Annotated in this window: 23 protein-coding genes and 1 pseudogene; 9 read left to right on the top strand and 15 right to left on the bottom strand. The window is 62.6% G+C overall.

Features of this window, described 5'->3' with window-relative positions; translation table 11 throughout:
- Positions 1 to 318: 318 nt before the first annotated feature.
- Entirely contained in the window at positions 319 to 3,003 is a 2,685-nt protein-coding gene (gene acnA / locus ACROHD_RS18620; RefSeq protein ID WP_432679915.1) for an aconitate hydratase AcnA, read from the bottom strand.
- A gap of 204 nt (positions 3,004 to 3,207) precedes the next feature.
- On the opposite strand from acnA, the gene ccmA reads away from it, so the two are divergent.
- From ccmA to ACROHD_RS18585, 7 genes are all read left to right on the top strand, one after another.
- The gene (gene ccmA / locus ACROHD_RS18615; protein ID WP_432679914.1) at positions 3,208 to 3,843 is read left to right on the top strand and encodes a heme ABC exporter ATP-binding protein CcmA; all 636 of its coding nucleotides are present in this window, start codon (positions 3,208 to 3,210) and stop codon (positions 3,841 to 3,843) included.
- Positions 3,840 to 4,496, top strand: a complete 657-nt coding sequence (gene ccmB, locus ACROHD_RS18610) for a heme exporter protein CcmB (RefSeq protein WP_432679913.1) — start codon at positions 3,840 to 3,842, stop codon at positions 4,494 to 4,496. Before ccmA ends, ccmB begins: the two co-directional genes overlap by 4 nt.
- 55 nt (positions 4,497 to 4,551) lie before the next feature.
- Positions 4,552 to 5,280 (top strand): heme ABC transporter permease, encoded by a 729-nt coding sequence (locus tag ACROHD_RS18605; RefSeq protein WP_432679912.1) that lies wholly within the window; start codon positions 4,552 to 4,554, stop codon positions 5,278 to 5,280.
- Positions 5,280 to 5,435, top strand: a complete 156-nt coding sequence (gene ccmD / locus ACROHD_RS18600; protein ID WP_432679911.1) for a heme exporter protein CcmD — start codon at positions 5,280 to 5,282, stop codon at positions 5,433 to 5,435. Before ACROHD_RS18605 ends, ccmD begins: the two co-directional genes overlap by 1 nt.
- The gene (locus ACROHD_RS18595; protein WP_432679910.1) at positions 5,432 to 6,010 is read left to right on the top strand and encodes a DsbE family thiol:disulfide interchange protein; all 579 of its coding nucleotides are present in this window, start codon (positions 5,432 to 5,434) and stop codon (positions 6,008 to 6,010) included. Before ccmD ends, ACROHD_RS18595 begins: the two co-directional genes overlap by 4 nt.
- Positions 6,011 to 6,240: 230 nt before the next feature.
- Positions 6,241 to 7,533 carry an O-acetylhomoserine aminocarboxypropyltransferase/cysteine synthase family protein gene (locus ACROHD_RS18590; protein WP_432679909.1) on the top strand — a complete coding sequence of 431 codons (1,293 nt, stop codon included), beginning with the start codon at positions 6,241 to 6,243 and terminating at the stop codon, positions 7,531 to 7,533.
- A gap of 366 nt (positions 7,534 to 7,899) precedes the next feature.
- Positions 7,900 to 11,145: a hypothetical protein gene (locus ACROHD_RS18585; RefSeq protein ID WP_432679908.1), complete on the top strand. Its 3,246-nt coding sequence runs from the start codon at positions 7,900 to 7,902 to the stop codon at positions 11,143 to 11,145.
- Between the two features lie 12 nt (positions 11,146 to 11,157).
- On the opposite strand, the gene mgtE is transcribed toward ACROHD_RS18585, so the two are convergent.
- A complete protein-coding gene (gene mgtE / locus ACROHD_RS18580; RefSeq protein ID WP_432679907.1) occupies positions 11,158 to 12,546 on the bottom strand; it encodes a magnesium transporter in 1,389 nt (462 codons plus the stop codon).
- A gap of 94 nt (positions 12,547 to 12,640) precedes the next feature.
- Here mgtE and guaD point away from each other — a divergent pair, with 94 nt between their 5' ends.
- Complete coding sequence (gene guaD / locus ACROHD_RS18575) at positions 12,641 to 13,921, top strand: guanine deaminase (RefSeq protein WP_432679906.1); 1,281 nt, start codon at positions 12,641 to 12,643, stop codon at positions 13,919 to 13,921.
- 30 nt (positions 13,922 to 13,951) lie between these two features.
- Here guaD and ACROHD_RS18570 read toward each other — a convergent pair whose 3' ends face one another.
- The 4 genes from ACROHD_RS18570 to ACROHD_RS18555 form a co-directional block, all read right to left on the bottom strand.
- Entirely contained in the window at positions 13,952 to 14,431 is a 480-nt protein-coding gene (locus ACROHD_RS18570) for a CAP domain-containing protein (protein WP_432679905.1), read from the bottom strand.
- Positions 14,432 to 14,469: 38 nt separating this feature from the next.
- Positions 14,470 to 15,801, bottom strand: a complete 1,332-nt coding sequence (locus tag ACROHD_RS18565; RefSeq protein ID WP_432679904.1) for an 8-oxoguanine deaminase — start codon at positions 15,799 to 15,801, stop codon at positions 14,470 to 14,472.
- Between the two features lie 124 nt (positions 15,802 to 15,925).
- Positions 15,926 to 16,738: a histidinol-phosphatase gene (gene hisN, locus ACROHD_RS18560; protein ID WP_432679903.1), complete on the bottom strand. Its 813-nt coding sequence runs from the start codon at positions 16,736 to 16,738 to the stop codon at positions 15,926 to 15,928.
- Between the two features lie 68 nt (positions 16,739 to 16,806).
- A complete protein-coding gene (locus tag ACROHD_RS18555; RefSeq protein WP_432679902.1) occupies positions 16,807 to 17,172 on the bottom strand; it encodes a helix-turn-helix domain-containing protein in 366 nt (121 codons plus the stop codon).
- 211 nt (positions 17,173 to 17,383) lie between these two features.
- Between ACROHD_RS18555 and ACROHD_RS18550 the strand changes: the two genes are divergently transcribed.
- Complete coding sequence (locus ACROHD_RS18550) at positions 17,384 to 18,343, top strand: NADPH:quinone oxidoreductase family protein (protein WP_432679901.1); 960 nt, start codon at positions 17,384 to 17,386, stop codon at positions 18,341 to 18,343.
- On the opposite strand, the gene ACROHD_RS18545 is transcribed toward ACROHD_RS18550, so the two are convergent.
- The 9 genes and pseudogenes from ACROHD_RS18545 to ACROHD_RS18505 all read right to left on the bottom strand — a co-directional run.
- Positions 18,344 to 18,748: a universal stress protein gene (locus tag ACROHD_RS18545; protein ID WP_432679900.1), complete on the bottom strand. Its 405-nt coding sequence runs from the start codon at positions 18,746 to 18,748 to the stop codon at positions 18,344 to 18,346.
- Positions 18,749 to 18,779: 31 nt separating this feature from the next.
- Complete coding sequence (locus ACROHD_RS18540; RefSeq protein WP_432679899.1) at positions 18,780 to 19,796, bottom strand: Ldh family oxidoreductase; 1,017 nt, start codon at positions 19,794 to 19,796, stop codon at positions 18,780 to 18,782.
- Between the two features lie 60 nt (positions 19,797 to 19,856).
- The gene (locus ACROHD_RS18535; protein ID WP_432679898.1) at positions 19,857 to 21,038 is read right to left on the bottom strand and encodes a UxaA family hydrolase; all 1,182 of its coding nucleotides are present in this window, start codon (positions 21,036 to 21,038) and stop codon (positions 19,857 to 19,859) included.
- 12 nt (positions 21,039 to 21,050) lie between these two features.
- Entirely contained in the window at positions 21,051 to 21,341 is a 291-nt protein-coding gene (locus tag ACROHD_RS18530; protein WP_127560749.1) for a UxaA family hydrolase, read from the bottom strand.
- 18 nt (positions 21,342 to 21,359) lie between these two features.
- Positions 21,360 to 22,349: an alcohol dehydrogenase catalytic domain-containing protein gene (locus ACROHD_RS18525; protein WP_432679897.1), complete on the bottom strand. Its 990-nt coding sequence runs from the start codon at positions 22,347 to 22,349 to the stop codon at positions 21,360 to 21,362.
- Positions 22,346 to 23,107, bottom strand: a complete 762-nt coding sequence (locus tag ACROHD_RS18520) for an SDR family NAD(P)-dependent oxidoreductase (protein ID WP_432679896.1) — start codon at positions 23,105 to 23,107, stop codon at positions 22,346 to 22,348. The genes ACROHD_RS18525 and ACROHD_RS18520 overlap by 4 nt, the downstream gene beginning before the upstream one ends.
- Position 23,108: 1 nt before the next feature.
- The gene (gene hisD / locus ACROHD_RS18515) at positions 23,109 to 24,416 is read right to left on the bottom strand and encodes a histidinol dehydrogenase (protein WP_432679895.1); all 1,308 of its coding nucleotides are present in this window, start codon (positions 24,414 to 24,416) and stop codon (positions 23,109 to 23,111) included.
- Between the two features lie 5 nt (positions 24,417 to 24,421).
- Positions 24,422 to 25,750 carry a TRAP transporter large permease gene (locus tag ACROHD_RS18510; RefSeq protein WP_432679916.1) on the bottom strand — a complete coding sequence of 443 codons (1,329 nt, stop codon included), beginning with the start codon at positions 25,748 to 25,750 and terminating at the stop codon, positions 24,422 to 24,424.
- Between the two features lie 17 nt (positions 25,751 to 25,767).
- Positions 25,768 to 25,984, bottom strand: a pseudogene (locus ACROHD_RS18505) (TRAP transporter small permease); the annotation flags it as partial.

Genomic DNA, 25,984 nt, shown 5'->3' with positions numbered 1-25,984 from the left:
TAAACTCAATCAAGGATGAGCCAGAGCCTCCAAAACAAAACCCGCTCTGATGTCCCAAATTATCTGACGACGGACACTCCGGCGGTAACCACATATGCATAAAGAAAGGTTTGGGACGCCATCGTAGACTCTCCGGTCGAGCAAACGACCGCGTAGCTTGGCCACGATGCCTGCAATTTATGTTTGATCCACAGAACGATAATTCAAAGGAAGCCCAACAGCAATGATCTCCTTTCAAGACGAATTGCGCGGGCTGCACGTGAAAAGGGCGCCCGAAGGCGCCCGATCTCGTTTCATCTGAAGTGGGCGTTTTATCCCTTACGACTTCGCCAGGTTCCGCAGCACGTAGTGCAGCACACCGCCATGTTCGATGTATTCGATCTCGATTGCGGTATCGATCCGGCATTTCAGGGTGATCACCTTCTCGGTGCCATCGGCCATGGTGATCGTGCAGGGCACTTCCTGTAGCGGCTGGATCGTGTCCAGACCCGAGATCGCCACCGTTTCCTCGCCGGTCAACCCAAGCGATTTGCGGGTGTCGCCGCCGGTGAACTCGAAGGGGATCACGCCCATGCCGACGAGGTTCGAGCGGTGGATACGCTCGAAGCTTTCGGCGATCACGGCCTTGACGCCGAGCAGAGCGGTGCCCTTGGCGGCCCAGTCACGGGACGACCCCGCGCCGTACTGTTCGCCCCCGAAGACCACCAGAGGCGTGCCCGCTTCCTGATAGGCCATGGACGCCTCGAAGATCGAGGTCTCCTGACCGTCGGGGCCCTTGGTGTAGCCGCCTTCGACCCCGTCCAGCATCTCGTTCTTGATGCGGATATTGGCGAAGGTGCCGCGCATCATGATCTCGTGGTTGCCGCGGCGCGACCCGTAGGAGTTGAACTCGCGCACCGGAACCTGACGCTCGATCAGGTACTGACCGGCAGGGGTGGTGTCTTTGAAAGACCCTGCCGGGCTGATGTGGTCGGTGGTGATCATGTCGCCCAGAAGCGCCAGGACCTTGGCGCCCTCGATATTCGAGATGGTGCCGGGCTCTTTCGACATGCCCTGGAAATAGGGCGGGTTCTGGATGTAGGTCGAGGAGGCGGGCCAGTCATAGGTCTCGGCCTCGGTGACTTCTACGCCCTGCCACTTCTCGTCGCCTTTGAAGACGTCGGCATATTTGGACAGGAACGCCTCTCGCGTGACGGTCTGCTCCACCAGATCGGCAACCTCTTTCGTGGTCGGCCAGATGTCTTTCAGATAGACATCCTTGCCCTCGGGGGTCTGCGCAATCGGATCGGTGGCCAGGTTGATATCCATGGTCCCGGCCAGTGCATAGGCCACAACCAGCGGCGGCGAGGCCAGGTAGTTGGCGCGCACGTCGGGGCTGATGCGGCCCTCGAAGTTGCGGTTGCCCGACAGGACCGAGGTTGCCACCAGATCGCCCTCGGCAATCGCCTTGGACAGTTCCGGCTGGATCGGGCCGGAGTTGCCGATACAGGTTGTGCAGCCATAGCCCACGAGGTTGAAGCCCACCTTGTCCAGGTCTTCCTGCAGGCCAGCGGCCTCAAGATAGGCGCTGACCACCTGGGACCCGGGTGCCAGCGATGTCTTGACCCAGGGCTTGCGATCTAGGCCAAGGGCGGCGGCCTTGCGCGCCACGAGGCCCGCGCCGATCATCACATAGGGGTTCGAGGTGTTGGTGCAGGAGGTGATCGACGCGATCACGACCTTACCGGATTCCATCGTGTAATCTTCACCCTCGACAGCGACCTGTTTGCCCATTGGACGCTTGAAGGTCTCTTCCATCTCTTTGGCGAACGCGGCTTTTGCTTCGGTCAGCGCCACATAGTCCTGCGGGCGCTTGGGGCCGGAGATGGCGGGCACGATGGAGCCCATGTCGAGATGCAGCGTGTCGGTATAGACCGGCGCATAGTCAGCACCACGCCAGAACCCGTTTTCCTTGGCATAGGCCTCGACCAGCTGCACGCGCGCCTCTTCGCGGCCGGTGTTGCGAAGGTAACGCAGGGTTTCGTCGTCGATCGGGAAGAAACCACAGGTCGCGCCGTATTCAGGCGCCATGTTGGCGATGGTTGCCCGATCCGCGAGCGGCAGGTGATCCAGACCCGCGCCATAGAATTCGACGAATTTGCCGACAACGCCCTTGGCACGCAGCATTTCGACGACCTTCAGCACCAGGTCGGTGCCGGTGGTGCCTTCCATCATCTCGCCGGTCAGTTCAAAGCCGATGACCTCGGGGATCAGCATGGAAATCGGCTGACCCAGCATCGCGGCCTCGGCCTCGATGCCACCCACGCCCCAGCCAAGAACGGCTGCGCCGTTGACCATGGTGGTGTGGCTGTCGGTGCCGACCAGCGTGTCGGGATAGGCGACGGTTTCGCCGTTCTGGTCCACATCGGTCCAGACGGTCTGGGCCAGGTATTCCAGGTTCACCTGGTGACAGATCCCGGTGCCCGGCGGCACAACGCGGAAATTGTTGAAGGCGTTCTGACCCCATTTGAGGAACGTGTAACGCTCCATGTTCCGCTCATACTCGCGATCCACGTTCATCTGGAAGGCGCGTGGGTTGCCGAAATAGTCGATCATGACCGAGTGGTCGATGACCAGATCGACAGGGTTCAGCGGGTTGATCTTCTGCGGGTCGCCGCCAAGCGCCTTGATGCCATCGCGCATCGCCGCAAGGTCGACCACGGCGGGAACGCCGGTGAAATCCTGCATCAGAACGCGCGCGGGGCGATAGGCCAGTTCCCGGTCGCCTTTGCCGCCATTGTCGGCCCAATCGGAAAACGCCTTGATGTCGTCCACCGAGACGGTCTTGCCGTCTTCGAAGCGCAGCATGTTCTCAAGAACCACCTTGAGAGCAGCAGGCAGTTTGGAGAATGTGCCAAGCCCGGCAGCTTCAGCGGCGGGGATGGAGTAATAGGCAATGGACTGATCGCCGACCGTAAGCGTTTTGCGGGTCTTTGCGGTGTCCTGACCGACAGTGATGGGCATGGAGAGCCTCCCTCGTTCCAGACGATGTGGGTACGTGCTGGGCGGGCTATGCCAGTATAATGGGAATCGTTCAAGGGGGGTGAGGCGATTTTGTATGCCGTTGCATACAGATTTTGACGGTTTTTCGCACGCCTTGCGCCATGCGCCGATTTGAACCCTTTGCCAAGCTTCCCCACGCGGCCGCTTTCCGCTAGGGCTGAGGGCATGAGTCTGAGCGTTCAATCCCTTTCCTGCGCCCGTGGCGGCATTCAGGTGCTGACCGGTGTCAACTTTGCCGTCGCCCCGGGCGAGGCCCTGATCCTGCGCGGCCCCAACGGCGCGGGCAAGACGACGCTTTTGCGCACCCTTGCCGGTCTGACCCCGCCGTTGAAGGGACGCATAGATGCGCCGGTCGAAGGCATCGCCTATGCGGGCCACTCCGACGGGCTGAAGGCGCAGCTCTCCGTGGCCGAGAACCTGCGCTTCTGGGCCGGGGTGTTCGGCGCGACCGGTATTGACGCTGCGGTTGCTGCCTTCGATCTGGGCGAGTTGCTGGACCGGCGCGCAGGCAACCTGTCTGCCGGACAGAAACGACGCCTGTCGCTGGCGCGGCTGCTGGTCACTGGCCGGCCCGTCTGGTGTCTCGATGAACCGACCGTGTCGCTCGACGTGGAAAACGTCTCTCGTTTCGCCCGCGCGGTTGAAACACACCTCAAGGGCGGCGGCAGCGCCGTGATCGCCACCCATATCGATCTTGGCCTGCCGAACGCCCGCAGCCTTGACATCGCCCCCTTCACCCGGCGCAACCAGCCAGTGACAGCGGATGAGGCAGATCCCTTCCTGTCGGAGGGCGCGCTGTGATCGGACTTCTTATACGAGATCTTCGCATCGCGATCCGCGCAGGCGGCGGGTTCGGGCTTGGCCTCGCCTTCTTCCTGATCGTCATCGTCCTGATGCCCTTCGGCATAGGCCCCGAAACCGGCATGATCACCCGCATAGCCCCCGGCATCCTGTGGATCGGGGCTTTGCTGGCCTGCCTTCTGTCGCTCGACCGGATCTTCGCGCTGGATTGGGAGGACGGGTCGCTGGAACTCCTTGCCACCTCGCCCCTGCCGCTGGAGGCCGTGGCGGGTATCAAGGCGCTCGCACACTGGATCACCACCGGATTGCCGCTGGTCGCTGCCGCCCCGGTGCTCGCAATCCTTCTGAACCTGCCGCCCGAAGGCTTCCCCTGGCTCATCGCATCACTGGCGCTTGGCACCCCTGCCCTGTCCGCCATCGGCACCTTTGGCGCAGCGCTGACGGTCGGTCTCAAGCGCGGCGGGCTTCTGCTATCTCTTCTTGTATTGCCCCTTTACGTGCCGACCCTGCTGTTCGGGGCCGAAGCAGCCCGGCGCGGTGCCGACGGCATGGACGCGGCCACACCCCTTGCTATGCTCGCCGGGATCACCTTTTTGACCGCCGCCGCCATGCCCTTTGCCGCCGCAGCGGCCCTCCGCGTCAATCTGCGCTAGGGGCGCGGCACTCCAACCCATTGTTAGCGCAACAATCGCGACGTAAGTTCCGCCCATGTCGATCTGGGAATACGCAAATCCTCGCAAGTTCATGGCCACCTCGGGCGCGTTGCTGCCTTGGGTGTCTGCGATTGCGGCTGTGCTCGTGGTGGGCGGCCTGATCTGGGGCTTCTTCTTCACGCCCGATGACTTCCGCCAGGGATCGACCGTCAAGATCATCTATATCCATGTCCCCGCCGCGATCATGGGGTCGAGCGCGTGGTTCATGATGCTGGTGACCTCTCTCATCTGGCTGATCCGTCGCCATCACGTCAGCGCCCTCGCCGCCAAGGCCGCCGCCCCCGTGGGCATGGTATTTACCCTCATCGGGCTCATTACCGGGGCGATCTGGGGCCAGCCGATGTGGGGCACATGGTGGGAATGGGATCCGCGCCTGACGGCGTTCCTGATCCTGTTCCTGTTTTATCTGGGCTACATGGCGCTGTGGGAAGCAGTGGAAAACCCCGATGCAGCGGCTGACCTGACCAGCGTGCTCTGCCTCGTGGGCACTGTGTTCGCCGTCATCTCGCGCTATGCGCTTCTGTTCTGGAACCAGGGGCTGCATCAGGGCGCATCGCTGTCCATGGATGCGGAGGAGAACGTGGCCGATGTCTTTGCCTATCCGCTCTGGACTTGCATCATCGGCTTTGCGGCGCTGTTTGTGGCGCTTGTGCTGTATCGGACAAGAACCGAGATCCGCGCCCGCCGCCTGCGCGCCCTCATTCAGCGCGAAAGGATGGCCTGATGCCTGATCTGGGTCGCTACGCCACCGAGGTTCTGTCCGCCTATGCCGCGGCCATCACGCTTCTGGTGATCCTGATTGCAGCATCGGTCTGGAAGGCTCGAAAGGTCTTGCGCCAATTGCGCGAGGCTGAAAACCGCAGGGATGGCTCCGCATGAAATTCAACTGGCTTATGGTGTTGCCGCTGGTCCTGACCCTCGGCTTTTTCGGGGTGGCTGCTGTTCAGCTGATGAACAACCAGGACGATCAGGCGCAGGGCGTCGATACCGACTCGCTGCCCTCAACGCGTGAGGGCAACCCGGCCCCGCCGCTGGATCTTGGCCCGCTGGCCCAGTTCGAAGGGCTGTCGGATGAGGACCTTCGCGGCAACGGGCTGGTCATCCTGAATTTCTGGGCCAGCTGGTGCCCGCCCTGCCGGGCAGAGCATCCGACCCTGACCGCACTGGCCGAGGCCGGGAACCCGCTTTACGGGATCAATTACCGTGACCAGCCTTCGCAGGCGCTGTCCTTCCTTGAGGATCTGGGCAACCCCTATGACCGCATCGGTGCCGACCCCGAGGCCCGCAATGGCCGCGATTGGGGCGTTGTGGCGATGCCCGAGACCTTCTTCATCAATGACGAAGGTGTGGTCGTCCTGCATTTCCGCGGCCCCATCGTGCAACGCAGCCTGCGCAACCAGGTGATCCCGGCCCTGGCCGAGGCGGGGTACGAGTTGCTGCTGCCGTCAGAGTAACGCGACAAAGGCGTTTCGAAACGCCTTTTCAAAGGGCTTTCGAAAGCCCTTGGGCCGCGCGAACCTCACGCTTGGGAATAACGTCCTGCTTTTGCGGCTCTATCGAGAACGGCCAATCTGCGCTTTTTGCGCCCGTCATGACATTCGTTCTTCGCAGCAAGGGAATGGTTGTTCGACCTTTGGCCTTCGCATATTGATTGCGGGATTTCTGTTCTTGGAGGAACCCCACCATGTCCGACGGACCCAGCTACGGCTTCGATACACTTCAGATCCACGCAGGCGCCCGGCCCGACCCGGCCACTGGCGCGCGGCAGACGCCGATCTACCAGACCACGGCCTATGTCTTCCGTGATGCGGAACATGCCGCAGCGCTCTTCAATCTCCAGGAAGTGGGCTATATCTATTCCCGCCTGACGAACCCCACCGTCGCCGTTCTGCAGGAACGCATCGCGACGCTGGAGGGTGGTGTTGGCGCGGTGTGCTGTTCCTCCGGTCACGCGGCGCAGATCATGGCACTGTTCCCGCTGATGCAGCCCGGCTGCAACGTGGTCGCCTCCACCCGGCTTTACGGCGGCACCGTCACCCAGTTCAGCCAGACCATCAAGCGCTTCGGCTGGTCCGCGAAATTTGTTGATTTCGACGATCTGGACGCTGTTCGGGACGCGATTGACGACAACACCCGCGCGGTTTTCGGTGAATCCATCGCCAACCCGGGCGGCTACATCACCGATATCCGCGCCATCGCAGATGTGGCCGATGCCGCCGGTGTGCCGCTCATTATCGACAACACCTCGGCCACGCCCTACCTGTGCAACCCGATCTCGCTCGGGGCCACTCTGGTTGTGCATTCGACCACGAAATACCTGACCGGCAACGGGACCGTCACCGGCGGCTGCGTCGTGGATTCGGGCAAGTTCGACTGGTCCGCTTCCGACAAGTTCCCATCCATGTCACAGCCGGAACCAGCCTATCACGGCCTGAAATTCGCCGAAACCTTCGGCCCGCTGGCCTTCACCTTCCATTCCATCGCCATCGGCCTGCGCGATCTTGGCATGACCATGAACCCGCAAGCAGCGCATTACACGCTGATGGGGATCGAAACCCTGTCCCTGCGTATGGAACGCCATGTGGAAAACGCCATGACCGTCGCCACCTGGCTGGAGAACGATCCCCGCGTCGACTACGTAACCTATGCGGGGCTGGAATCTTCGCCTTATTCGGCCCGAATTCCTTCGGTCTGCCCCAAAGGCGCTGGCGCGCTCTTCACCTTCGCCGTGAAGGGTGGATACGAGGCCTGTGTGAAGCTGGTCGACAGCCTGGAGATCTTCAGCCACGTCGCCAACCTGGGCGACACGCGCTCGCTGATCATCCATTCGGCCTCGACCACGCACCGGCAGTTGACGCCGGAACAGCAGGAAGCCGCAGGTGCCGCGCCGAATGTTGTGCGTGTGTCGATCGGCATCGAAAACGCAGAGGATCTGATCAACGATCTGGATCAGGCCCTGACCAAGGCCACCGCCTGACTGAAAACGGGGTGCATGGGGGCGCTGCCCCCGTCGCCTTGCGGCGCACCCCCCTAGGGTGTTTCACCAAGCTGAGCCGGGCGCGCGCGTTGTGGTTAACGGGCGCGCCCGGTGCTTTGATGGGCTCACAGCGGAGGCGGGTCCGCCGACCTGTCCAAATGGTCACGCTAGTCGAGGGTTTTGGGCCTTCGGAGATCAGATGGTAACTTTCCTTTGATCTTATCCGTGAACCGCTTAGGATGAATTCCGCCCACTTGCCTCTGGCAGATGGGCATCGGGTTTTGCTTGGCTGCGTTCTGCGATATTGAGCGGGGGATAGGCAGGGGGCCCGGTGAATTGAGTGGCCCCGATCTTCAGAGGACCTGAATGGCACCAAATTTCGCGCTGTTCCTTTCGCCCGAGGGCATTGCCTTGGCGCATCGTCAGCCCGGAGGCCACTGGGCCGTTCTGGGCGATACCGCATTGGATGTTCCCGATCTGGGGGCGTCCTTGCTTGTCTTGCGCAAACTGGCAGAACAGCGGGCAGGTAAGGATTTCGAAACACTTGTGATCCTGCCCGATGATCAGATCCTGTATACATCGCTGACGGCGCCGGGCCCCGACGACGAAGACCGGCTGGACCAGATCCGCGCCGGGCTGGATGGGCTGACGCCCTACCCCGTGGACCAGTTGGCCTATGACTGGTTCCCGTTAGAGGATGGCCGGGTCAAGCTGGCGGTTGTCGCGCAGGAAACGCTGGAAGAAGCGCGCGCGTTTGCCACCGGCCACGGGTTCACCCCTGCCGGATTTGGCGCACGTCCGCTTGATAATCGCTATCGCGGGGTGGCGCATTTCGATCGCTCGATCGACTGGACCGCCGAGATTGCCGATATCGAGTTCGGCCATGACACCTGGCACAAGGCACGCAAAACGGCAGAGACCCCGGTGGAAGATGCCCCAGTGGAGGAGGAAGAGCAACCGGTCAACGATGCGCCGATCGAGGCGGACGAGGCGGACAAGGCTGCAGATGCCAGTGACGCACCGGTAGCAGACGAAACACCGGCCCCGTCCGATAGTGACGCGCCGAAAGACGACGCCGACGTACCGGCCGAAGACACGCCTGCACCGGCAGAACCGGTTGCAAAAGTCACGCCGGGGCCAACACAGCTGGAGCTGGAAAGCGACGAATCCGCAGAGGAGGTCGAGGCAGCAGCATCCGACACCCCTGCCCCCACCCCCGCCCCCTCAGAGCCCGCTCCCAAAAAAAACGCAGACGAAGGCCCGTCAGAGCCACCGGCCAGCGAAGAGCCGCTTCAGGTTCCCGCAGGGTTTGGATCGCGGCGGAAAACGGCAGAGCCGGAGGCAGCGGGCAGTCTCGTGCGCAGCCGAAAATCCCGGTTTGGGCCGGGCGCAGACGTTTCGGCAGATGATGCCCCCAAAGATCCGGAGTTGCCCCGGGATCGCAAGGACGACCCCGGCGACCGGGCCGAACCGGTCTTTGGCCGCGCCGCACGCAAGACCCCTGCAACGGCGGACGCCCCGAAAGCCAGCAAGAGCGGCGGAAAGAAAACCGCCCCCGCCCGCCCCTCGATTGCAGGGCCGGAACCGCAATTGCCACCGCTGGCGCGGCTCAAATCTCAGATTGCCGCCCGACCGACAGAGGACCGACCGGAACCGGGACCGAACCCATTTGCCGGACCACCGCCAAGCTTGCGGGCAGACAAGACCTCCCTCAAAGACCGGGTGGCCGGGATCGGTCGCCAGCTGAGCGAAGGCACCGGAAAGGCGCGCGACGCCGCTTCTGGCCTGTCGGGGCGTCTGACGGACGGGCGGTCTTCCATCGGCAAGCGCCTGCGCTCGCTTGGCAAAGGCGAGGCGGACGCCAGCGAAACACCGAATGCGGATGCCGCGACTGTCACACCAGAACCGGCGACGGAACCTGCAGCCACGGCCAGCCCATCACCTCCGCCGGCGGAGCCCGCGACGCGCAAGGGGTTGGGCCGGCTCGGACGCAAGAAAAAGGCAGAGCCCGCAGCCGCTGCACAAACTGTCGCGGCAACCGAAACCATAACCCCGCCCGCGCCGGACACCGGCGCGCGACGCCGCTTTACGCCACCAAAGCGCAACCGGTCGGAACCCAAAATCGCCGATGCGGACGCCCCGATCATGGGCGGGCTTCTGGCGCGCGGATCGGTAGCGACCAGCCGGGGACCGTCGGTCAAGACCGGGCTTGTTCTGACGCTGATCCTTTTGGCGGTTCTGGGACTGGTCGGGATTTGGGCCGCGTTTTACCTGCCTGAGACTGCGCTTGGCCGCTGGATGGGGCTCGGCAACCAAGATGAAATCATCATTGCCGACACCGAGCCTGAGGTTCTGGATCAACCGCTTCTGGCCACCCCGTCACCATCTGCCGATGATGCGCCAGAGGTTATGGCCAGCCTGACGCCGGAAGATGCGCCGAGCGTGCCGGTTATCGCGCCGCTCGCACCAGAGCTTTTGCCCGATATCGATGCCGAAGATCTGGATCTCGGGCCAGCTCCGGTTGCCTCTCCGGTCATCGACCCGGAAACGGTGCTGCCCTCGGAAGAGGAGAACGCGAATTTCTACGCCCGGACCGGCGTCTGGCAGCGTCCCCCGGTCATCACCCTGCCCGACCCGGAACCGGTGTTGGAGGAGGTCGTCTTCGCCGGGCTGGACCCGACCGTCGCCGTCCATGACGCCTTTGCCCTTCCCACCCCGAATTTCCTGCCATCGCGTGATTTGCCGGCGGCGCCTGCCGATTCTGACCTGTCCGGCCCGCTTCTGGCGCTGGATCGTGACACCATGGTCGCCCCGACCCCGGAAGGCGCGATGACACCCTATGGCATCCTTGTCTATGCCGGTCAGCCGCCGGTTGCCGCCGTCCCGCGCCCGCGCGATGCGCCCGAGGTTCTGGCCGCTGCAGCGGCGGAATCGGTTGTCATCGCGGCCGCGTCAGAGGCAGAAGCCGCCGCAGTTGAGGAACCGGGCGGCATTCCCCCCGGCGCGGTGGACACCGCCCTGCTGGAAGCGTTCCGCCCCGAAGCCCGCCCCGATGATCTTCAGGAACAGCGCGAACGTGCGATCCTTGGGGGCATAACCTTTGACGAGCTTGCGGGAATCCGCCCCGAGAGCCGTCCCTTGTCGCTTCAGGAAGAGGCCGCAGCAGCGGCCGAAGAAGCGGCAGCGGACGCCTCTCCGGGGGATGTGACCTCGGCCAGCGACCTGGCCGTTGCGGTGTCATTCCTGCCCAACCCGCGGCCCGGCAATATCGACACGATGGTGGAACAGGCCCGCGCGGCGGGCAATTCCGGCCCCGCCCCGGCGGTTGCGGCCAGTGCCTCTGACACGGTCCAACCTGCTATTCCAAGCTCTGCCTCGGTCACGCGCGCCGCGGCTGAAGACGGCAGCATCAACCTGCGCAACCTGAACCTGATCGGCATCAGCGGCGCGTCCGGGGCAAGGCGAGCATTGGTGCGCTTGCCGTCCGGTCGCTTCGTCAGGGTTGAGGTGGGGGACCGGCTGGATGGCGGCCAGGTCGCGGCTATTGGTGAAAGCTCTTTGCAATACGTCAAACGCGGCCGCACGATCACGCTGGAAGTGCCCGCGGGCTGACCCGTTCAGAGATTAGAGCAGCACCACCGCCGCCAACCCCAGAAACGCGAAGAACCCCACCACATCCGTCACCGTCGTGACAAAGGCGCCAGAGGCCAGGGCCGGGTCGATATCCAATTTATCGAGCGCGACCGGAATCAAGATACCTGCAAGCCCCGCGATAACCAGATTGATCACCATCGCCACCGCGATGATGCCGCCAAGGGCTGCCGAGCCGAACCAAAAGAGCCCGACTGCCCCCATCACGACGGCAAAGATCAGCCCGTTTATCAGGCCCACCCCCGCCTCTCTCATGACGACGCGCATCAGGTTCGATCCGGTCAAGTCCCTGGTGGCAATGGCGCGCACGGCCACGGTCAGGCTTTGCGTCCCCGCATTGCCGCCCATGGACGCCACGATGGGCATCAGAACCGCAAGCGCCACGAATTGGGCAATCGTGTCCTCGAACTGCGCAATCACGAGCGATGCAAAGATCGCGGTGATCAGGTTCACGAACAGCCAGGGAAAGCGTTGCCGCGTCGTGTCCAGAACTCTGTCCGACAGGCTGCCTTCACCGACACCGGCCAGGCGCAGGATGTCTTCTTCGGCTTCGTCTTCCAACACGATCATGGCGTCGTCGATGGTGATGACGCCGACAAGCCGCCCGTCATCATCGACCACCGGAGCCGATATCAGGTGATACTGGTTGAAGGCATAGGCCACGTCGGCCTCGGGCTGGCTGACCGGGATCAGCACGAATGTTTCCTCGACGATATCGCGCAGCGCAACGGCCCGCTGTGTCGACAGAAGCCGCCCGAGCGTGACGTTGCCCACGGGTTTCATACGCGGATCGACAAGGATCAGGTGGTAGAACTGTTCCGGCAATTCGGTCGTTTCAGCCCGCAGGAAGTCAATGGCTTCGCCCACGGTCCAAAACTCCGGCACCCGCACAACCTCGCGCTGCATCAGTCGGCCGGCGGAATATTCCGGGTAGGTCAGCGCCTCTTCGACGGCGGCCCGGTCGGCGTCGTCCAGCGCGCCAAGAATGGCTGCCTGCTGTTCCTCATCCTCGAGGTCTTCCAGCAGGTCGACGACATCGTCGCTTTCCATGTCCCGGACGGCATCAGCCAGAACCAGGGCCGGCAGCAGGTCGATCACATCCTCACGGATGCCTTCGTCAAGTTCCGACAGAACCTCGCCGTCGATCCCCTCGCTCCAGAACAGAAGCAGGGCTTCGCGTTCGGAATGAGACATCTGTTCCAGAAGGTCGGCGATGTCGGCAGGGTGCAGCGGTTCGAAAAGCGCAGCGATGCGGACCGGGTCCTGGGCCTCTATCGCATCCAGAACATCGTCATAGAGAGAGGCGTCCAACGCATAGGCGTCCTCCGGCAGGTCCGATTTCTGGATTTCGTCTTTCGCCATTCGCCCCCGCCTTGAAAGTCTTTAACGCTTTTTCGGATAACATACCCCTGAAGCCTTGGATATGACAGGGATCGGGCCGGTGAAAGGACAGATTATGCGTGACACACTCCTTCTTGGGCAGCTTCTGCGGTTTGACGCCGATCCCTTTGTCGCCGGAATTGAAAGCGCCCGCCATGACAGCCATGGCGCAGTGCTGATCCGGGACGGGTTGATTGCCGATGTGGGCCAGGCCGACGACCTGCGCGCCGCGCATCCCGGTGCGGATGTGGTCGATCATGGACGTGGCCTGATCCTGCCCGGCTTCGTCGATGCCCATGCGCATTATCCGCAGACCGCAATGATCGCGTCCTGGGGCAAACGGCTGATTGACTGGCTCAATACCTACACCTTCCCCGAGGAAATGCGCTTTGCCGATCCCGCTTATGCAGAAGAGATCGCGTCGCGCTATTTCGATCTGACCTTGTCCAACGGCACCACCACCGTTGCCAGCTACTGCACCATCCATCCCGAAAGCGTGGATGCCTATTTCAGCGAGGCACAGCGACGGGGGGTGCGGGCGATGGCAGGCAAGACCTGTATGGATCGCAATGCGCCCGATGCGCTGCGTGACAGCGCGCAGGCGGCCTATGACGACAGCAAGGCGCTGCTTGAGAAATGGCATGGGGTCGACCGGTTGGGCTATATCATCACCCCTCGCTTCTCTCCCACGTCCACCCCTGGGCAACTGGCGGCGCTTGGCGCGTTGTGGGCCGAACATCCTGACTGCCTGATGCAGACACATTTGAGCGAACAGACCGACGAGATTGAGTGGGTCAAAGGGCTTTATCCAGAGGCGCGCGATTATCTCGACACCTATGAGGCTCATGGGCTACTAGGAGCGGGCGGGCTTTACGGCCACGCCATCCATCTGGAGCCGCGCGAAATTGACCGGCTGAGGGAGGTCGGCGCGGCGCTGATCCATTGTCCGACTTCGAACACCTTCATTGGCTCGGGCCTGTTCGATATGGGGCTTGCGGGTGGGTCAATCCGCGTCGGGCTGGCTACGGATACCGGCGGCGGGTCGAGCTTCTCGATGCTGCGCACCATGGCCGCGGCCTATGAGATCGGTCAGCTTCGGGGCCGTGCCCTGCATCCCGCGGAACTGATCTGGCTGGCGACCCAAGGCTCTGCCCGCGCGCTTATGATCGACGACAAGGTCGGCAGCGTCGCGAAGGGGATGGAGGCAGATTTGGTGGTGCTCGATCTTGCCTCGACACCTGCTATCGCACAACGGTCCGTGCGGGCCGATACGATCTGGGAAGCGCTTTTCCCAACCATCATGATGGGTGATGATCGCGCGATTGCAGAGGTCAGGGTCGCGGGCCGCAAGGTCTGAGCGGCCCGTGCCGAGTTGGCAAGCCCCCCTTCAGCAGGGCCGGGCAAGCACCATCACCCAATGATCACCTACCTGCGCAAAGCCGAATTGTTCGGCCCGCGGGTGCAGGATGTTGGCGCGATGGCCGGAGGATGCCATCCAATCGCCCATGACAGCCGCTTCGCTGGTCTGGCCCATGGCGATGTTTTCCGCCGACAGGCAAGCATTGTAGCCGGCACTTTGCATCCGCGCGTGAACATTGGACCCGTTCGATCCGCGATGGCCGAAGAACCCGCCCTGCATCTGATCCTGCGCATGACCCATGGCCACACGATCCAACTGTCGAGAGCGGCTGACCGGTGCGAGGCCGGCGGAACTGCGTTGCTGGTTCAACATGGCGACGACGCCGCCATGGGACCCGAGCGGTGCACTGACCGGAATGGCCCGCGTGGCCGAGGGTGCTGTTGTATTACCCATGCAACCAGCCGTCAGCAGGGCTGCTGCCAGAAGGGACACAATCTGTAAACGCATTGTCGCTATCCTGTTCCGCCCCCACGGGTATCAGAGACTCACATCGCAAGGGCCAAGGCAAGCTTGCGTTGCTTTTCCATAAGAACAGGTAAATCCACGCTCAAAAGTGTCCCCATTGAGACGATTTTGCGGCCTTCCACGAAAAGGTCGCGGGTTTTCATCGGTCCCGCCAGCAGGATCGCCGCCATGTCCCAACTGCCCGCAGCCTCGATTCCTTTCATGTCCCAGATCGCGATATCGGCCCGTTTTCCAACGGCGATCTGCCCGCAGTCACTGCGTCCCAACACCTCGGCCCCACCACGCGTGGCAATCCGCAGAGCCTCTCGCGCGCTCATCGCGTCGGCCCCTTGTGCCACCCGTTGAAGCAGCATCGCCTGACGCGCCTCCGCGATCAGATTGCCCGAGTCGTTCGAGGCTGAACCATCGACCCCAAGACCCACCTTCACACCCGCGTCACGCATCTTGCGCACCGGGGCAATTCCCGAACCAAGCCGGCAGTTAGAACAGGGGCAATGGGCAACGCCCGTGCCTGTTTTCGCAAACAGATCAATCTCTTGTCCGTCGAGCTTCACACAGTGTGCATGCCAGACATCATCACCTGTCCATCCCAGATCCTCGGCATATTGGCCCGGACGGCAGCCGAATTTTTCCAAGGAGTAAGCAATATCTTCATCATTTTCTGCCAGATGGGTGTGCAGCATCACCCCCTTGTCGCGGGCCAGCAGCGCCGCATCGCGCATCAGGTCGCGACTGACCGAAAAAGGAGAACAGGGCGCGATCCCGACCCGGCACATGGAGCCTTCTGCCGGATCGTGGAAGGCGTCAACGACACGGATACAATCATCAAGAATGGCCTCTTCCCGCTCAACAAGGCTATCGGGCGGCAGACCGCCGTCACTTTCCCCGATGCTCATCGCACCCCTTGTGGGGTGAAACCGCATTCCGATTTCGGAGGCGGCAGCGATCGTGTCATCCAGCCGCGCGCCATTGGGGTAAAGATACAGATGATCAGAGGTCAGGCTGCACCCGGACAGCGCCAGTTCAGCCAGCCCGGTCTGGGCGGATACGAACATCTCTTCGGGCCCAAAGCGCGACCAGATCGGGTAGAGCGTCTGCAACCAGCCAAACAACAGCGCGTCCTGCGCAGCGGGCACCGCGCGGGTCAGGCTTTGGTAAAGGTGATGATGGGTGTTCACCAGACCGGGCGTGACAAGGCACCCTTCTGCAAGGTGGAACTCGCCCCCCTCCAGCCCATGTCCAATTTCAGCGATCACACCGTCGCGAATGCGGATATCGGCGCCCGCAAGTTCGGTTGCGGCGTCATCCATCGTCAGGATGCAACCGGCGGATTTGATAATGGTATCTGTCATGTCAGCCCTCAAGGTTCCGAAGCCCGTTTCGGTGAGAGGTTAAGGGCGGGCCGACAGAAGACGGGCAAAGGACTCGGGTCACCGCAGGCAGAGATTATGCCGATGCGGTGGTCAGCCTCAAGTCTCAGACAGCCTGAAGCAGTTTCAGGGCCTCGCCATGCAATGCCGCGCTGGACGCGGCCAGAACCTGCCCGCCCTGATGCACCGGACCGCCCTGCCAATCGGTGACAATGCCGCCCGCCGCCTCGATCACGGCAATGGGCGCACAGATATCATAGGCGTTCAGCCCCGCCTCGATCACAAGATCCACCTGCCCCGCCGCCAAAAGCGCATAGGCGTAGCAATCCATCCCATACCGGGTCAGCCGCACCCGGTCGCGGACGCGTTCAAAGGCCAGCCGTTCCGCATCGGTCCCGACTTCTGGAAAAGTGGTGAACAGTGTCGCCTGCGACAGTGATCCCGCAGGGCGCGTGCCAAGCAGGGCTTGTCCTTGCGGACCCGTCACAACCACCTGCCCCAAGCCGCCTTCGAAGCGCTCTCCTATGAAGGGCTGGTCGATGATGCCATAAAAGGGGCCCGCGTGATCCTGCAAGCCGATCAACACCCCCCAGGTGGGCGTGCCCGAAATGAACCCGCGCGTGCCATCAATCGGATCGAGCACCCAAGTCAGGCCGCTCGTCCCCTCGGTCTTGCCGTGTTCCTCACCCAGAATTGCGTCTTCAGGGCGACGTTCCGCCAGCACCGCGCGCATGGCGGATTCAGCGTCACGGTCGGCGACGGTGACTGGATCGAATCCGCCATCCATCTTGTTCTCGGCAGACAGCCCTGCAGTGCGAAAATGCGGCAAGGTTGCCGCACGGGCGGCATCGGCCAGGGCGCGGCCCGTGGACAGCAACTCGGCCGTGAGATCAGTGGAAATGGTAGAACGGGTCAGCATGGGCGAGCCTGTCTTTCAAGAACACCCATCCCGGTTGGCATGGGGCGCAGCGCCCGTCAAGCCATCGCTCAGGCAGCAGCCCCGGACAGAACGCGCGCCAGTTCGTAAAGCTGCCGACGCTGATTTTCCGGGATCGCATAATAGGAGCGGACCAGCTCCAGCGCCTCTTTATCCGCCAGAACATCGCCCGGCAGGGTTGCGCCGGTCTCTACCCCTCCTTCAAGACCTTCGAAAAAGAAGCTCACCGGCACCTCCATCGCGGCAGCGATTTCCCACAGCCGAGAGGCGCTGACACGGTTCATACCCGTCTCGTATTTCTGGATCTGCTGGAACTTGATGCCAACCCGTTCCGCCAATTGCTGCTGTGTCATCCCCACCATCCAACGACGGTGGCGCACACGTTTGCCTACGTGGATATCAACCGGGTGTTTCATAGCTGTCTCCTGTCGCAGCGGGCGGGCGGGGCCAAGGCTCTCTCGGGTTTCACGAGATACATAGGGTGGTTTGCGTGGATGTCACGCCGCCAAATTTACTTGTCACATACAATAGTCATCCTGCTGAGCTTTGCATTGGGACGCATTGTCCCGGTTGCATCAGGCCGCAAGGACGCTAGCCTGCGCCGTGTTTCCCGTAGGAGGACCAAGGATGCGCGCCTTTCGCCTGAACAGTTTCGACACAGCCCCAGCCGTCCAAGAGGTAGAGACGCCCGCACCGGCCAAGGGCGAGGCGCTGGTCCGAATCGCGGCCTGCGGGCTGAATTTCGCGGATCTTCTGATGGTGAAGGGCAGCTATCAGGACACGCCAGAGCCGCCCTTCACCATGGGCATGGAAATCGCTGGAATGGTTGAGGCGCTTGGCCCCGACACTGACGGCCCTGCCCCCGGCACCCGCGTCGCCGTGTTCGCGGGTCAGGGTGGGCTGGCCGAGGCGGGGTGCTTCCCGGTGTCGCGGATGATTCCAATTCCCGACGCGATGCCATTTGAGGAAGCGGCAGGGTTTCTTGTGGCCTATGGCACATCGCATCTGGCGCTTGGCCACCGGGCGCGGTTGCAGAAGGGTGAAAGGCTGCTGGTTCTAGGGGCGGCGGGCGGTGTCGGGCTGACGGCGGTAGAGATCGGCGCACGCATGGGGGCAGAAGTCATCGCCTGTGCCCGTGGCGCGGCCAAGCTGGAGGTGGCCCGCACCGCAGGGGCCACGCATCTGATCGACAGCGATAGCCAGGACATCCGCGCCGAGGTGAAGGCGCTTGGCGGTGCCGACGTGGTTTACGACGCCGTGGGCGGCGAGCAGTTCAAGGCGGCGCTCCGTGCGACCAATCCTGGCGGACGGCTTATTCCCATCGGCTTTGCCAGCGGCGAGGTGCCCCAGATCCCGGCAAATATCCTGCTGGTCAAGAACCTCGACGTGATCGGGCTGTACTGGGGCGGCTATATGGCCTTCGCGCCGGAGATCCTGACCGCCAGCCTGGCAGAGCTGTTCGCGATGTACGAGGCGGGCGGGCTGAAGCCCCATATCGGGGCGACATACCCGCTGGATCAGGCCGCGGATGCGATGGCGCTGCTCAAGTCCCGCAAATCCACCGGCAAGGTCGTGGTCACACCCTGATCAGCGCAGGACATGCACCGCGCATGACGCGTGGCGCACGATCCGGGCGGACGTGGACCCGAGAAGGAAGTCACCGATGCCGGGCTTGTGCGAGCCGACGATGATCAGATCTGCGCCCTCTTTTTTGGCATAGTCCGTCACGGACCGACCGGAATGGCCCTTGATGATCACGGGCGTGACATCAGCGGCGTCTCCGATCTTCTCGGCCAGCGCGGTACGCACTTTATCCATGGCCTGCTTGACGGCATCCTCGGACACATAGGCGCTGACAGATCCGTGGAGCGGCTCGAAAACGTGCACCGCAACAATCTCGCCGTCTTCGGATTTCAGCTTTCGGGCCAATTCCAGCGCGCGGGGGCCGAACCCCTGATCGAGCGCCAGTGACACGATGATCTTTTTGTACATGGGTCGTCTCCTTTTCTTGCGGTGTCCCGGCCTATGCCGGGAGAGTATTGGCCAGGTCTTCAGCCAGCGCCAGATAGTGGTCAGGAACGGCAATGCCATTGGCCGTCGCGTCTTGCAGGTGCTTTTTCCGCCGGTCCCCTGGCAGACGGGTGCCGTCCTGTGCCGAGATCAGCGTCAGAAGCTCTTGTAGTCTCTCTGCGAAATCGCCCTGCGGCGAAGCGGGTTTGATTGCCAGCAGGAACTGCCCGACACCGGGCGGTGATCCGTCTGCGGCAAAGAAGGAAGACGCCTCGGCGCTGAACCGGGCACTTGTCAGGACGGCCGACAGGATTTCCACGATCAGCGCCAAAGCCGTGCCCTTGGCCCCTCCTATTGGCAGCATGGACCCGCTTAGCGCTGCGTCGGGGTCTGTCGTGGGCTGGCCTGACGCGTCCAAGGCCCACCCTTCGGGGATCGTTGCACCGGTCTTTTTCGCGTGCAGCACCTTGCCGCGCGCAACCCGTGACAGTGACAGGTCAATGACCAGCGGATCGGAGCCATCACGCGGGGCGGCAAACGCAATCGGGTTGGTGCCATAGACCGGCGTGGCGCCGCCCCATGGGGCAATGGCTTTGGGCGTGTTGGCAGTCATCAGCCCGATGAACCCGGCCCGCGCGATGCGGTCCACTTGCAAAGACAACGCACCTGCGTGATGGGACCGGGTGATCGCCATTGAGGCCATGCCGAAATCATCTGCCATGTCCAACCCGCGATCCAGTGCCAGATCAAGAGCTGGAAAGGCAAAGCCGTGATCGGCATCAACCGCCAGCTGCGTTGCGGACAGGTTCCAGCAGCGCGGGGTGGCGTGCGGATTGACCTTGCCCGACTTGGCCTGCGCCGCATAATCGGCCAGCCGTGAAAACCCATGCCCGACCTGCCCTTCCGCTTCGGCAGCGACAAGCGCCGTCGCAACAGACTGGGCCGCATCTGCGGACAGGCCACAGGCACGGAACGCGCGCATCAGAAGGTCTGTCGCATCGGCAAGACCAATGCGTCGGGTCTGGGTCATGGTCATGTCCAATCGTGCCTCCGGGCGGCAGGAGGATCCATCGCCCGGAAACAGGTGCGCTTATGCGCTGCGATAGAGCTTGGTCATCGAGAATTCCCGATGTCCGAGCGCTTCTGCCGCCGTGTGGCGGCCATTGGCTGTGCGGCGGATCATCTCGATCAGCGCATCACCCGCTTCTTCGATGGTCTGATCCCGGCGCAGGATGCCAGACACGTCCAGATCCACATGCTCGCCCATGGTGCGCACGGTGCGCGGGTTCGCGGTGATCTTGATCACGGGAACGATCGGGTTCCCGACCACATTGCCCTGCCCGGTGGGGAAGGTGTGGATCACGGCGCCACCGGCGGCCATCAGGGTCACGCATTCGGCAGCGGCCGAAGAGCTGTCCATGAAGTAGAGCCCCGCGCCCGACTTCGGCTGCTCGGCCGGGTCGAGAATGTCGATATATTGCGACGTGCGCCCGATCTTTTCGAGGTTGCCAAGCGCTTTTTCCTCGATGGTGGTCAGACCGCCCAGGATGTTGCCTTTGGTGGGCTGGCTGTCGGAGAGGTCATCGGTCTGATGAGCAAAAATCACCTCGTCCTGATAGGCCTTCCACATCTTGTACCAGCGTTCACCCACTTCCTCATTGATGGCTCGCTTCTGGCAGATGTGCTCGGCCCCGGTGATTTCCGAGGTCTCGCCAAAGAAACCGGTGATCCCTTCGGGCAGCAGCTTGTCATACATGTTGCCGACCGTCGGGCACGACCCGAGACCGGTGGTGGTGTCGCTTTCGCCGCATTTGGTAGAGACCCAAAGCTCGGAGATCGAGCACTCTTCGCGCTGCACTTCGGTTGCCTTGTGGACGAAGTCCTTGGCGGCCCAACTGGCGGCACGGATGGTCTCGAAATCGCCCTTCTGCTCGATCGAGAATTCGGCCACTTCCTTGCCGGTGGTGCGAATACCGTCAGCGATGCGCTTGGTCCATTCCGGCTCGATCCCGATCACCACGACCGAATGCACATTGGGGTTGGACCCGGTGCCGATCATGGTGCGGAAATGCGTCTCAAGGTCTTCGCCGAACTGAAGGCGGCCATAGGCGTGGGGCAGCGCCATGGTGCCTTTGACGTTGTTGGCCACAGCCTCGCAGGCCGCGTTCGAGATATCGTCGACGGGCAGGATGATCACGTGGTTACGCACACCCACGCGGCCGTTTTCGCGCCGGTATCCCATGAAGGTGATGTTGGAATATTTCGATGCCATGTCCTTGGTTCCTTACCAGCGCTTGGTTTTGCAATTGTGGGTGTGGACGTGGGCGCCCTTGGGGATGTCGGCGATAATCTTGCCGATGTCCTCGCCATATTTGATGGCAGTGTCGCCAGCCTTGAGATCCTTGAGCGCGATTTTGTGCCCAATCGGCACATCGGCCCCGGCGGTCAGGGTGAAGGTAGAGTTGTCATGGGTCACGCAGCAGAACATCTCGGTGCCTGCGGTGAGCCCCTCGACCACGACCACGCCGACATTGTCTTCGTGATCATGCACCAGAAGATGCGGGATATTTGACATTGGTCTTCTTTCCTCGTGTCAGGGTTTGAGAATGATTTTCGGGGCCGGCACGCTGCCGCCCCGGATATCGGCAAAGGCCTGCTGGCCTTCTGCCAAATGGCGCGTTTCGGTCCAGTCGAGGGGGCCGAGCGCACCGGAGAACATGGCCGCACAGGTGTCGCGGAAATCCTGCGCGGTGTAGGTATAGGTGCCGATGAAGGTGATCTCCTGCAGGGTCATCCGGCGGATATCGAGCCCGCCTTCAGACGCCCCAAGGCCGATATGACCAATGACGCCACCGGGGCGGGTATGGGCAGAAGCAGTGGCGCGCGTGGCGGGGTAGCCCACCCCATCGATCACCAGATCGACCATATGATCAGGTGCCAGATCATCGGGTGCAATCACGTCAAAGCCGCGTTTCATCAGGTAGTCAGCCCGGATCGGATTGGGCTCGATCACCTGCACCTGTGTAACACCCTGCGCGATCAGGCTCAGCGCCGCGCCAACCCCGATGGGGCCGCCGCCGATAACCAGGGCAGTCAGATCCTCCAGCGGATCATCCCGCAGCACATCGAGCACCAGCCGCACCGTGTGCCAGCCACAGGCAATGGGTTCGGCCAGCGACGCCTGATCCAGCGTCACATGGTCCGGTACTGTCACAAGGTTGCGCACGGGCATCGCCACAAGCTGTGCAAAAGCCCCTTCGCGCGGCGGCATCGAGATGATCTGACGCGAACCGCACAGGTTTTCGCGCCCCGTAGTGCAAGCTTTGCATGTGCCGCAAGTGACCAGTGGGTTGATCGTCACACGCTCGCCGTCACGCGGGCCGCCCATGATCACGCCCGCCGCCTCATGCCCAAGGATCAGCGGCGCCGGGCGCCGTTCGTCATGGCCCAGAAAGGCGTGCATATCGGACCCGCAGATGCCAACACTGTCGACGCGGATCAAGACCTCGCCCGCACCCGGAACCGGATCGGGGCAGTCGGTGACCATCAGGGCCTCGGGGCCGGTATAGACAAGCGCTTTCATTTCGCTGTGAACCCTCCGTCCACCATCAGGATCTGCCCGGTCACGTAGGCCGAGGCGTTCGAGGCCAGGAACAAAAGCGGCCCGTCGATATCGGACAAGTCGCCATTGCGGCCAATGCAGGTCTGCGCCGCGTTACGGGCGGCTCGGTCAGGGTCGCTGAAGACGGCCCCGGTCAGTTCGGTCGGGAAAAACCCCGGCCCAATGGCGTTTGCGGTGATGCCGTGAGGCGACCACGCTTCGGCCATCGCGCGTGTCAGCTGTGCGATGCCGCTCTTGCTGGCGCCGTAGGCGATGCCGCCCGGAAAGGCGCGGGTCGATTGCAGCGAAGCAAAATTGACGATCCGGCCCCAGCCCTTGTCCTTCATCGCCGGCGCGAGCATCTGAGCGAGGAAGAACGGCACCGAGAGGTTCAGCTCCAGCGTCAGGTCCCAGCCCTCTTCGGTCACGTCATCGGCGGGCTGGCGGGTATTCACCCCCGCCGCCGTCACCAGGATGTCGGGCGCACCGAACGGGGCGGACAGACGCTCTGCAAGTCCTTCCCGCGCGGCACGGTCGGCCAGGTCACAGGCCACCACGGCAGCCCGCTCCCCTGTTTCCGCCTGCCAGTCGGCCAGCGCCTCTGCCCGTCGGGCAACCCCCACGACCTGCGCGCCTGCCGATGCCAACACCGACGCCGCCCGACGCCCAAGGCCGGAACTGGCCCCGGTGACGCAGGCCACGTGGCCCGTCAGGTCGAAGAGGCCGAATGGATGGTCCATGTCAGCCCTCGGCGCTGAGGTCGAAGACCTCGTCAGGGAAGTATTTCTGCAACCGGATATCGGCCGTGCGGGCGTGGCCCTCCATCCCCTCTAGCCGGGCAATCCGCGCAGTGGCTTCGGCCACCGGCTTGGCGCCCTCTCGGGTGGCACGCTGCCAGGTCACGATCTTCATGTATTTATGAACCGACAGCCCTCCGGTGTAGTTCGCAGCACCGGAGGTGGGCAGAACGTGGTTTGTGCCAGACGCCTTGTCACCGAACGCCACGGTGGTCTCTTCCCCAAGGAAAAGCGAGCCATAGCAGGTCAGCCGGTCGAGCCACCAATCAAGATCCTCGGCCTGCACCGTCAGGTGTTCGGGCGCATAGTCGTCGGAGGTTGCGGCCATTTCCTCGCGATCCGAGCACAAGATCACCTCGGCGTAGTCGCGCCAGGCGGCGGTTGCGTTGTCGCGGTTCACCTCGGGCAGATCATTGATCAGATCGGGCACAAGACGCATGACCTCTTCCGCGACCGCGTGTGTGTCAGTCACCAGCCAGACGGGCGAGTTGTAGCCATGCTCGGCCTGCCCGACCAGATCGGTTGCCACAACCAGCGGATCGGCGGTTGCATCTGCAAGGATAAGGCTGTCGGTCGGGCCTGCGATCATGTCGATGCCGACACGGCCAAAGAGGATGCGCTTTGCCTCGGCCACGAACTGGTTGCCGGGGCCAACAAGGATATTGGCCTTGGGCAGCCCGAAAAGGCCGAAGGTCATCGCTGCAACGCCCTGCACGCCACCCATGGCCATGATCTTGTCGGCGCCGCAGATATGGGCCGCATAGACAATGGCGGGTGCCACACCAACGCCGGGATGCGGAGGCGAACAGGCGGTGATGTGACGGCAACCCGCGACTTTGGCGGTTGTCACCGTCATGATCGCGCTGGCCACGTGGCTGTAACGGCCGCCGGGCACATAGCAGCCAGCCGCATCAACCGGGATCGCTTTCTGACCAGCGACCAGACCCGGCACAACCTCGTATTCGACGTTGGCGACGGTTTCCTTCTGCCGTTCGGCAAACCGCTTGACGTTGTCATGGGCGAAACGGATATCCGCCTTGAGCTTCTCGGAAACCAGTGCACAGGCGGCTTCGATCTCCTCAGGGCTCAGGATGATGCTGCCCTCGTATTTGTCGAACTTGGCAGCATATTCCAACGCCTTGGCATCCCCGCCCGCCTCGATATCGTCGAGGATGCCCTGCACGATCTTGTGCGTCTCGGAGGCATCGCTCTTCGAGGTGAGGGTGGCTTTCTTTAGGTACTCTCTGGGCATTTCGGTTACCTGTATAGATCTGGAAGAAGGGAGGTGGAGATCGCGGGAACGTAGGCGATCAGCAGCGTCACGATCAGCATGAAGAACACGAACGGGATGGCCCGGTACGCAATCTTGAGGATCGACTCACCTGTGATGCCTGACACCACGAAGAGGTTGAGCCCGAGCGGCGGGGTGATGAAGCCAACACCAAGCGCGGTGATCATCATGATACAGAACTGCACTTCGTTCATGCCGATATTGTCAGCCAGCGGCTTCAGGATCGGAGCGAGGATCACGATGTTGGGCGTGGTCTCCATGACGCAGCCAGCCGCGATCAGGATGAGAACCATCATAGCAATGAGCACGTACTCATTGTCGCTCAGCGATGTCAGTGCACCGACGAAGCCCTGCGGCACACCGATGATTGCCAGCGCTTCGGCCAACGGGATCGAGAAGGCGATAATGGGCAGGATGACCCCGTTCACCTTTGCGGAACTCACCAGCATGGCGGGGAAGTCAGACAGCTTGAGCGTGCCCAGAATGAAGCCCATCAGGATGGTGACAACCACGGCCACGGCCCCGGCCTCGGTCGGCGTCAGGCGACCCGAGAAGATGCCGTAGAAGATGATGCCGGGCACCAGGAAGGCGTACCAGCCGGACTTGATCGTCCGCCACAGGTTCGCACGCCATTCCGCAGGTGTCATGATGCCGCCGCCTTCCCAGGCATTCAGGCGGTTCATCACCACATTGGTTGCGAGGATCGACAGAAGGATCAGGATGCCGGGAATCAGCGCCGCGAGGAACAGGGTCGACACGGCTATACCCAGGACAAGACCGATGATGATATAGGCGATCGAGGGCGGGATCAGAATGCCGGTACAGGCCCCTGCTGCGACGAGCGCACAGGCATAAGGGCGCGGGTAGCCGCTTTCGACCAGCCGGTCGATGGTCATCCGGCCAACGGCGGCAGCACCTGCCGCATCAGAGCCCGAAATCGCCGCGAACATGCCGCAGACCAGGACGGTGGCGGAGCCGAAGCCGCCTTTCGCCCAACAGGTCAGTGCCTCGGCGACGTCCAGGAACTTTCGGGAAAGCCCGGTTCGTACCAGCACGTCACCCGTCAGAATGAAGAGCGGCACAGCCGTCAGGGCGAAGGCGTCGATGCCGGTGAACAGCTTCTCGCCCAACAGGCTGAGCGGCAGCGCGCCGGACCAGACCAGCATGAGGATCGTCGATACACCGATCGAGGCCCAGACAGGTACGGCCAGGGCGACCAGAATGACGAAGATGATAACGGGGCCGTAGAAATCCCAACCAAGCTGAAGGGAGGTTTCCTGAAGTGCTTGCCACATCATGGCGAAATCCTCCCTTAATCGAAGAGCTTGTCGCCTTCGTAAACGGGCCGGCCGCTACGAAGATCAGAAATGTCACGAAGGAACGACTGCACCAGTCGGAAGATGACGAGGGCGAAGCCGAAGGGAACGGCGAAGAGGAAGAAGTAGTAGCCAATCCTCAGACCATGAGTGACCGACCCAAAGGTCCAGGACACATGAACCGCCTCCCAAGACCAGTAAAGCGCAATGACC

The sequence above is a fragment of the Nioella aestuarii genome, assembly GCF_050896395.1.
Taxonomy (GTDB): domain Bacteria; phylum Pseudomonadota; class Alphaproteobacteria; order Rhodobacterales; family Rhodobacteraceae; genus Nioella; species Nioella aestuarii.
The sequence above is the reverse complement of the archived record's forward strand: the minus strand, read 5'-3'. Positions and strand labels throughout refer to the sequence as shown.

What these genes read in the sequence shown, in the direction of transcription:
- ACROHD_RS18590 (WP_432679909.1), top strand. Translation starts at nt 6,241, where the DNA reads ATGTCCGACGGACCCAGCTACGGCTTCGATACACTTCAGATCCACGCA.
- ACROHD_RS18535 (WP_432679898.1), bottom strand. Translation starts at nt 21,038, where the DNA reads ATGGCATCGAAATATTCCAACATCACCTTCATGGGATACCGGCGCGAA.
- ACROHD_RS18570 (WP_432679905.1), bottom strand. Translation starts at nt 14,431, where the DNA reads ATGCGTTTACAGATTGTGTCCCTTCTGGCAGCAGCCCTGCTGACGGCT.
- ACROHD_RS18585 (WP_432679908.1), top strand. Translation starts at nt 7,900, where the DNA reads ATGGCACCAAATTTCGCGCTGTTCCTTTCGCCCGAGGGCATTGCCTTG.
- ACROHD_RS18530 (WP_127560749.1), bottom strand. Translation starts at nt 21,341, where the DNA reads ATGTCAAATATCCCGCATCTTCTGGTGCATGATCACGAAGACAATGTC.
- ACROHD_RS18520 (WP_432679896.1), bottom strand. Translation starts at nt 23,107, where the DNA reads ATGGACCATCCATTCGGCCTCTTCGACCTGACGGGCCACGTGGCCTGC.
- ACROHD_RS18540 (WP_432679899.1), bottom strand. Translation starts at nt 19,796, where the DNA reads ATGACCCAGACCCGACGCATTGGTCTTGCCGATGCGACAGACCTTCTG.
- ACROHD_RS18525 (WP_432679897.1), bottom strand. Translation starts at nt 22,349, where the DNA reads ATGAAAGCGCTTGTCTATACCGGCCCCGAGGCCCTGATGGTCACCGAC.
- ccmD (WP_432679911.1), top strand. Translation starts at nt 5,280, where the DNA reads ATGCCTGATCTGGGTCGCTACGCCACCGAGGTTCTGTCCGCCTATGCC.
- hisD (WP_432679895.1), bottom strand. Translation starts at nt 24,416, where the DNA reads ATGCCCAGAGAGTACCTAAAGAAAGCCACCCTCACCTCGAAGAGCGAT.
- guaD (WP_432679906.1), top strand. Translation starts at nt 12,641, where the DNA reads ATGCGTGACACACTCCTTCTTGGGCAGCTTCTGCGGTTTGACGCCGAT.
- ACROHD_RS18565 (WP_432679904.1), bottom strand. Translation starts at nt 15,801, where the DNA reads ATGACAGATACCATTATCAAATCCGCCGGTTGCATCCTGACGATGGAT.
- ACROHD_RS18555 (WP_432679902.1), bottom strand. Translation starts at nt 17,172, where the DNA reads ATGAAACACCCGGTTGATATCCACGTAGGCAAACGTGTGCGCCACCGT.
- ACROHD_RS18595 (WP_432679910.1), top strand. Translation starts at nt 5,432, where the DNA reads ATGAAATTCAACTGGCTTATGGTGTTGCCGCTGGTCCTGACCCTCGGC.
- ACROHD_RS18550 (WP_432679901.1), top strand. Translation starts at nt 17,384, where the DNA reads ATGCGCGCCTTTCGCCTGAACAGTTTCGACACAGCCCCAGCCGTCCAA.
- ACROHD_RS18605 (WP_432679912.1), top strand. Translation starts at nt 4,552, where the DNA reads ATGTCGATCTGGGAATACGCAAATCCTCGCAAGTTCATGGCCACCTCG.
- acnA (WP_432679915.1), bottom strand. Translation starts at nt 3,003, where the DNA reads ATGCCCATCACTGTCGGTCAGGACACCGCAAAGACCCGCAAAACGCTT.
- ACROHD_RS18510 (WP_432679916.1), bottom strand. Translation starts at nt 25,750, where the DNA reads ATGTGGCAAGCACTTCAGGAAACCTCCCTTCAGCTTGGTTGGGATTTC.
- ACROHD_RS18545 (WP_432679900.1), bottom strand. Translation starts at nt 18,748, where the DNA reads ATGTACAAAAAGATCATCGTGTCACTGGCGCTCGATCAGGGGTTCGGC.
- ccmA (WP_432679914.1), top strand. Translation starts at nt 3,208, where the DNA reads ATGAGTCTGAGCGTTCAATCCCTTTCCTGCGCCCGTGGCGGCATTCAG.
- hisN (WP_432679903.1), bottom strand. Translation starts at nt 16,738, where the DNA reads ATGCTGACCCGTTCTACCATTTCCACTGATCTCACGGCCGAGTTGCTG.
- mgtE (WP_432679907.1), bottom strand. Translation starts at nt 12,546, where the DNA reads ATGGCGAAAGACGAAATCCAGAAATCGGACCTGCCGGAGGACGCCTAT.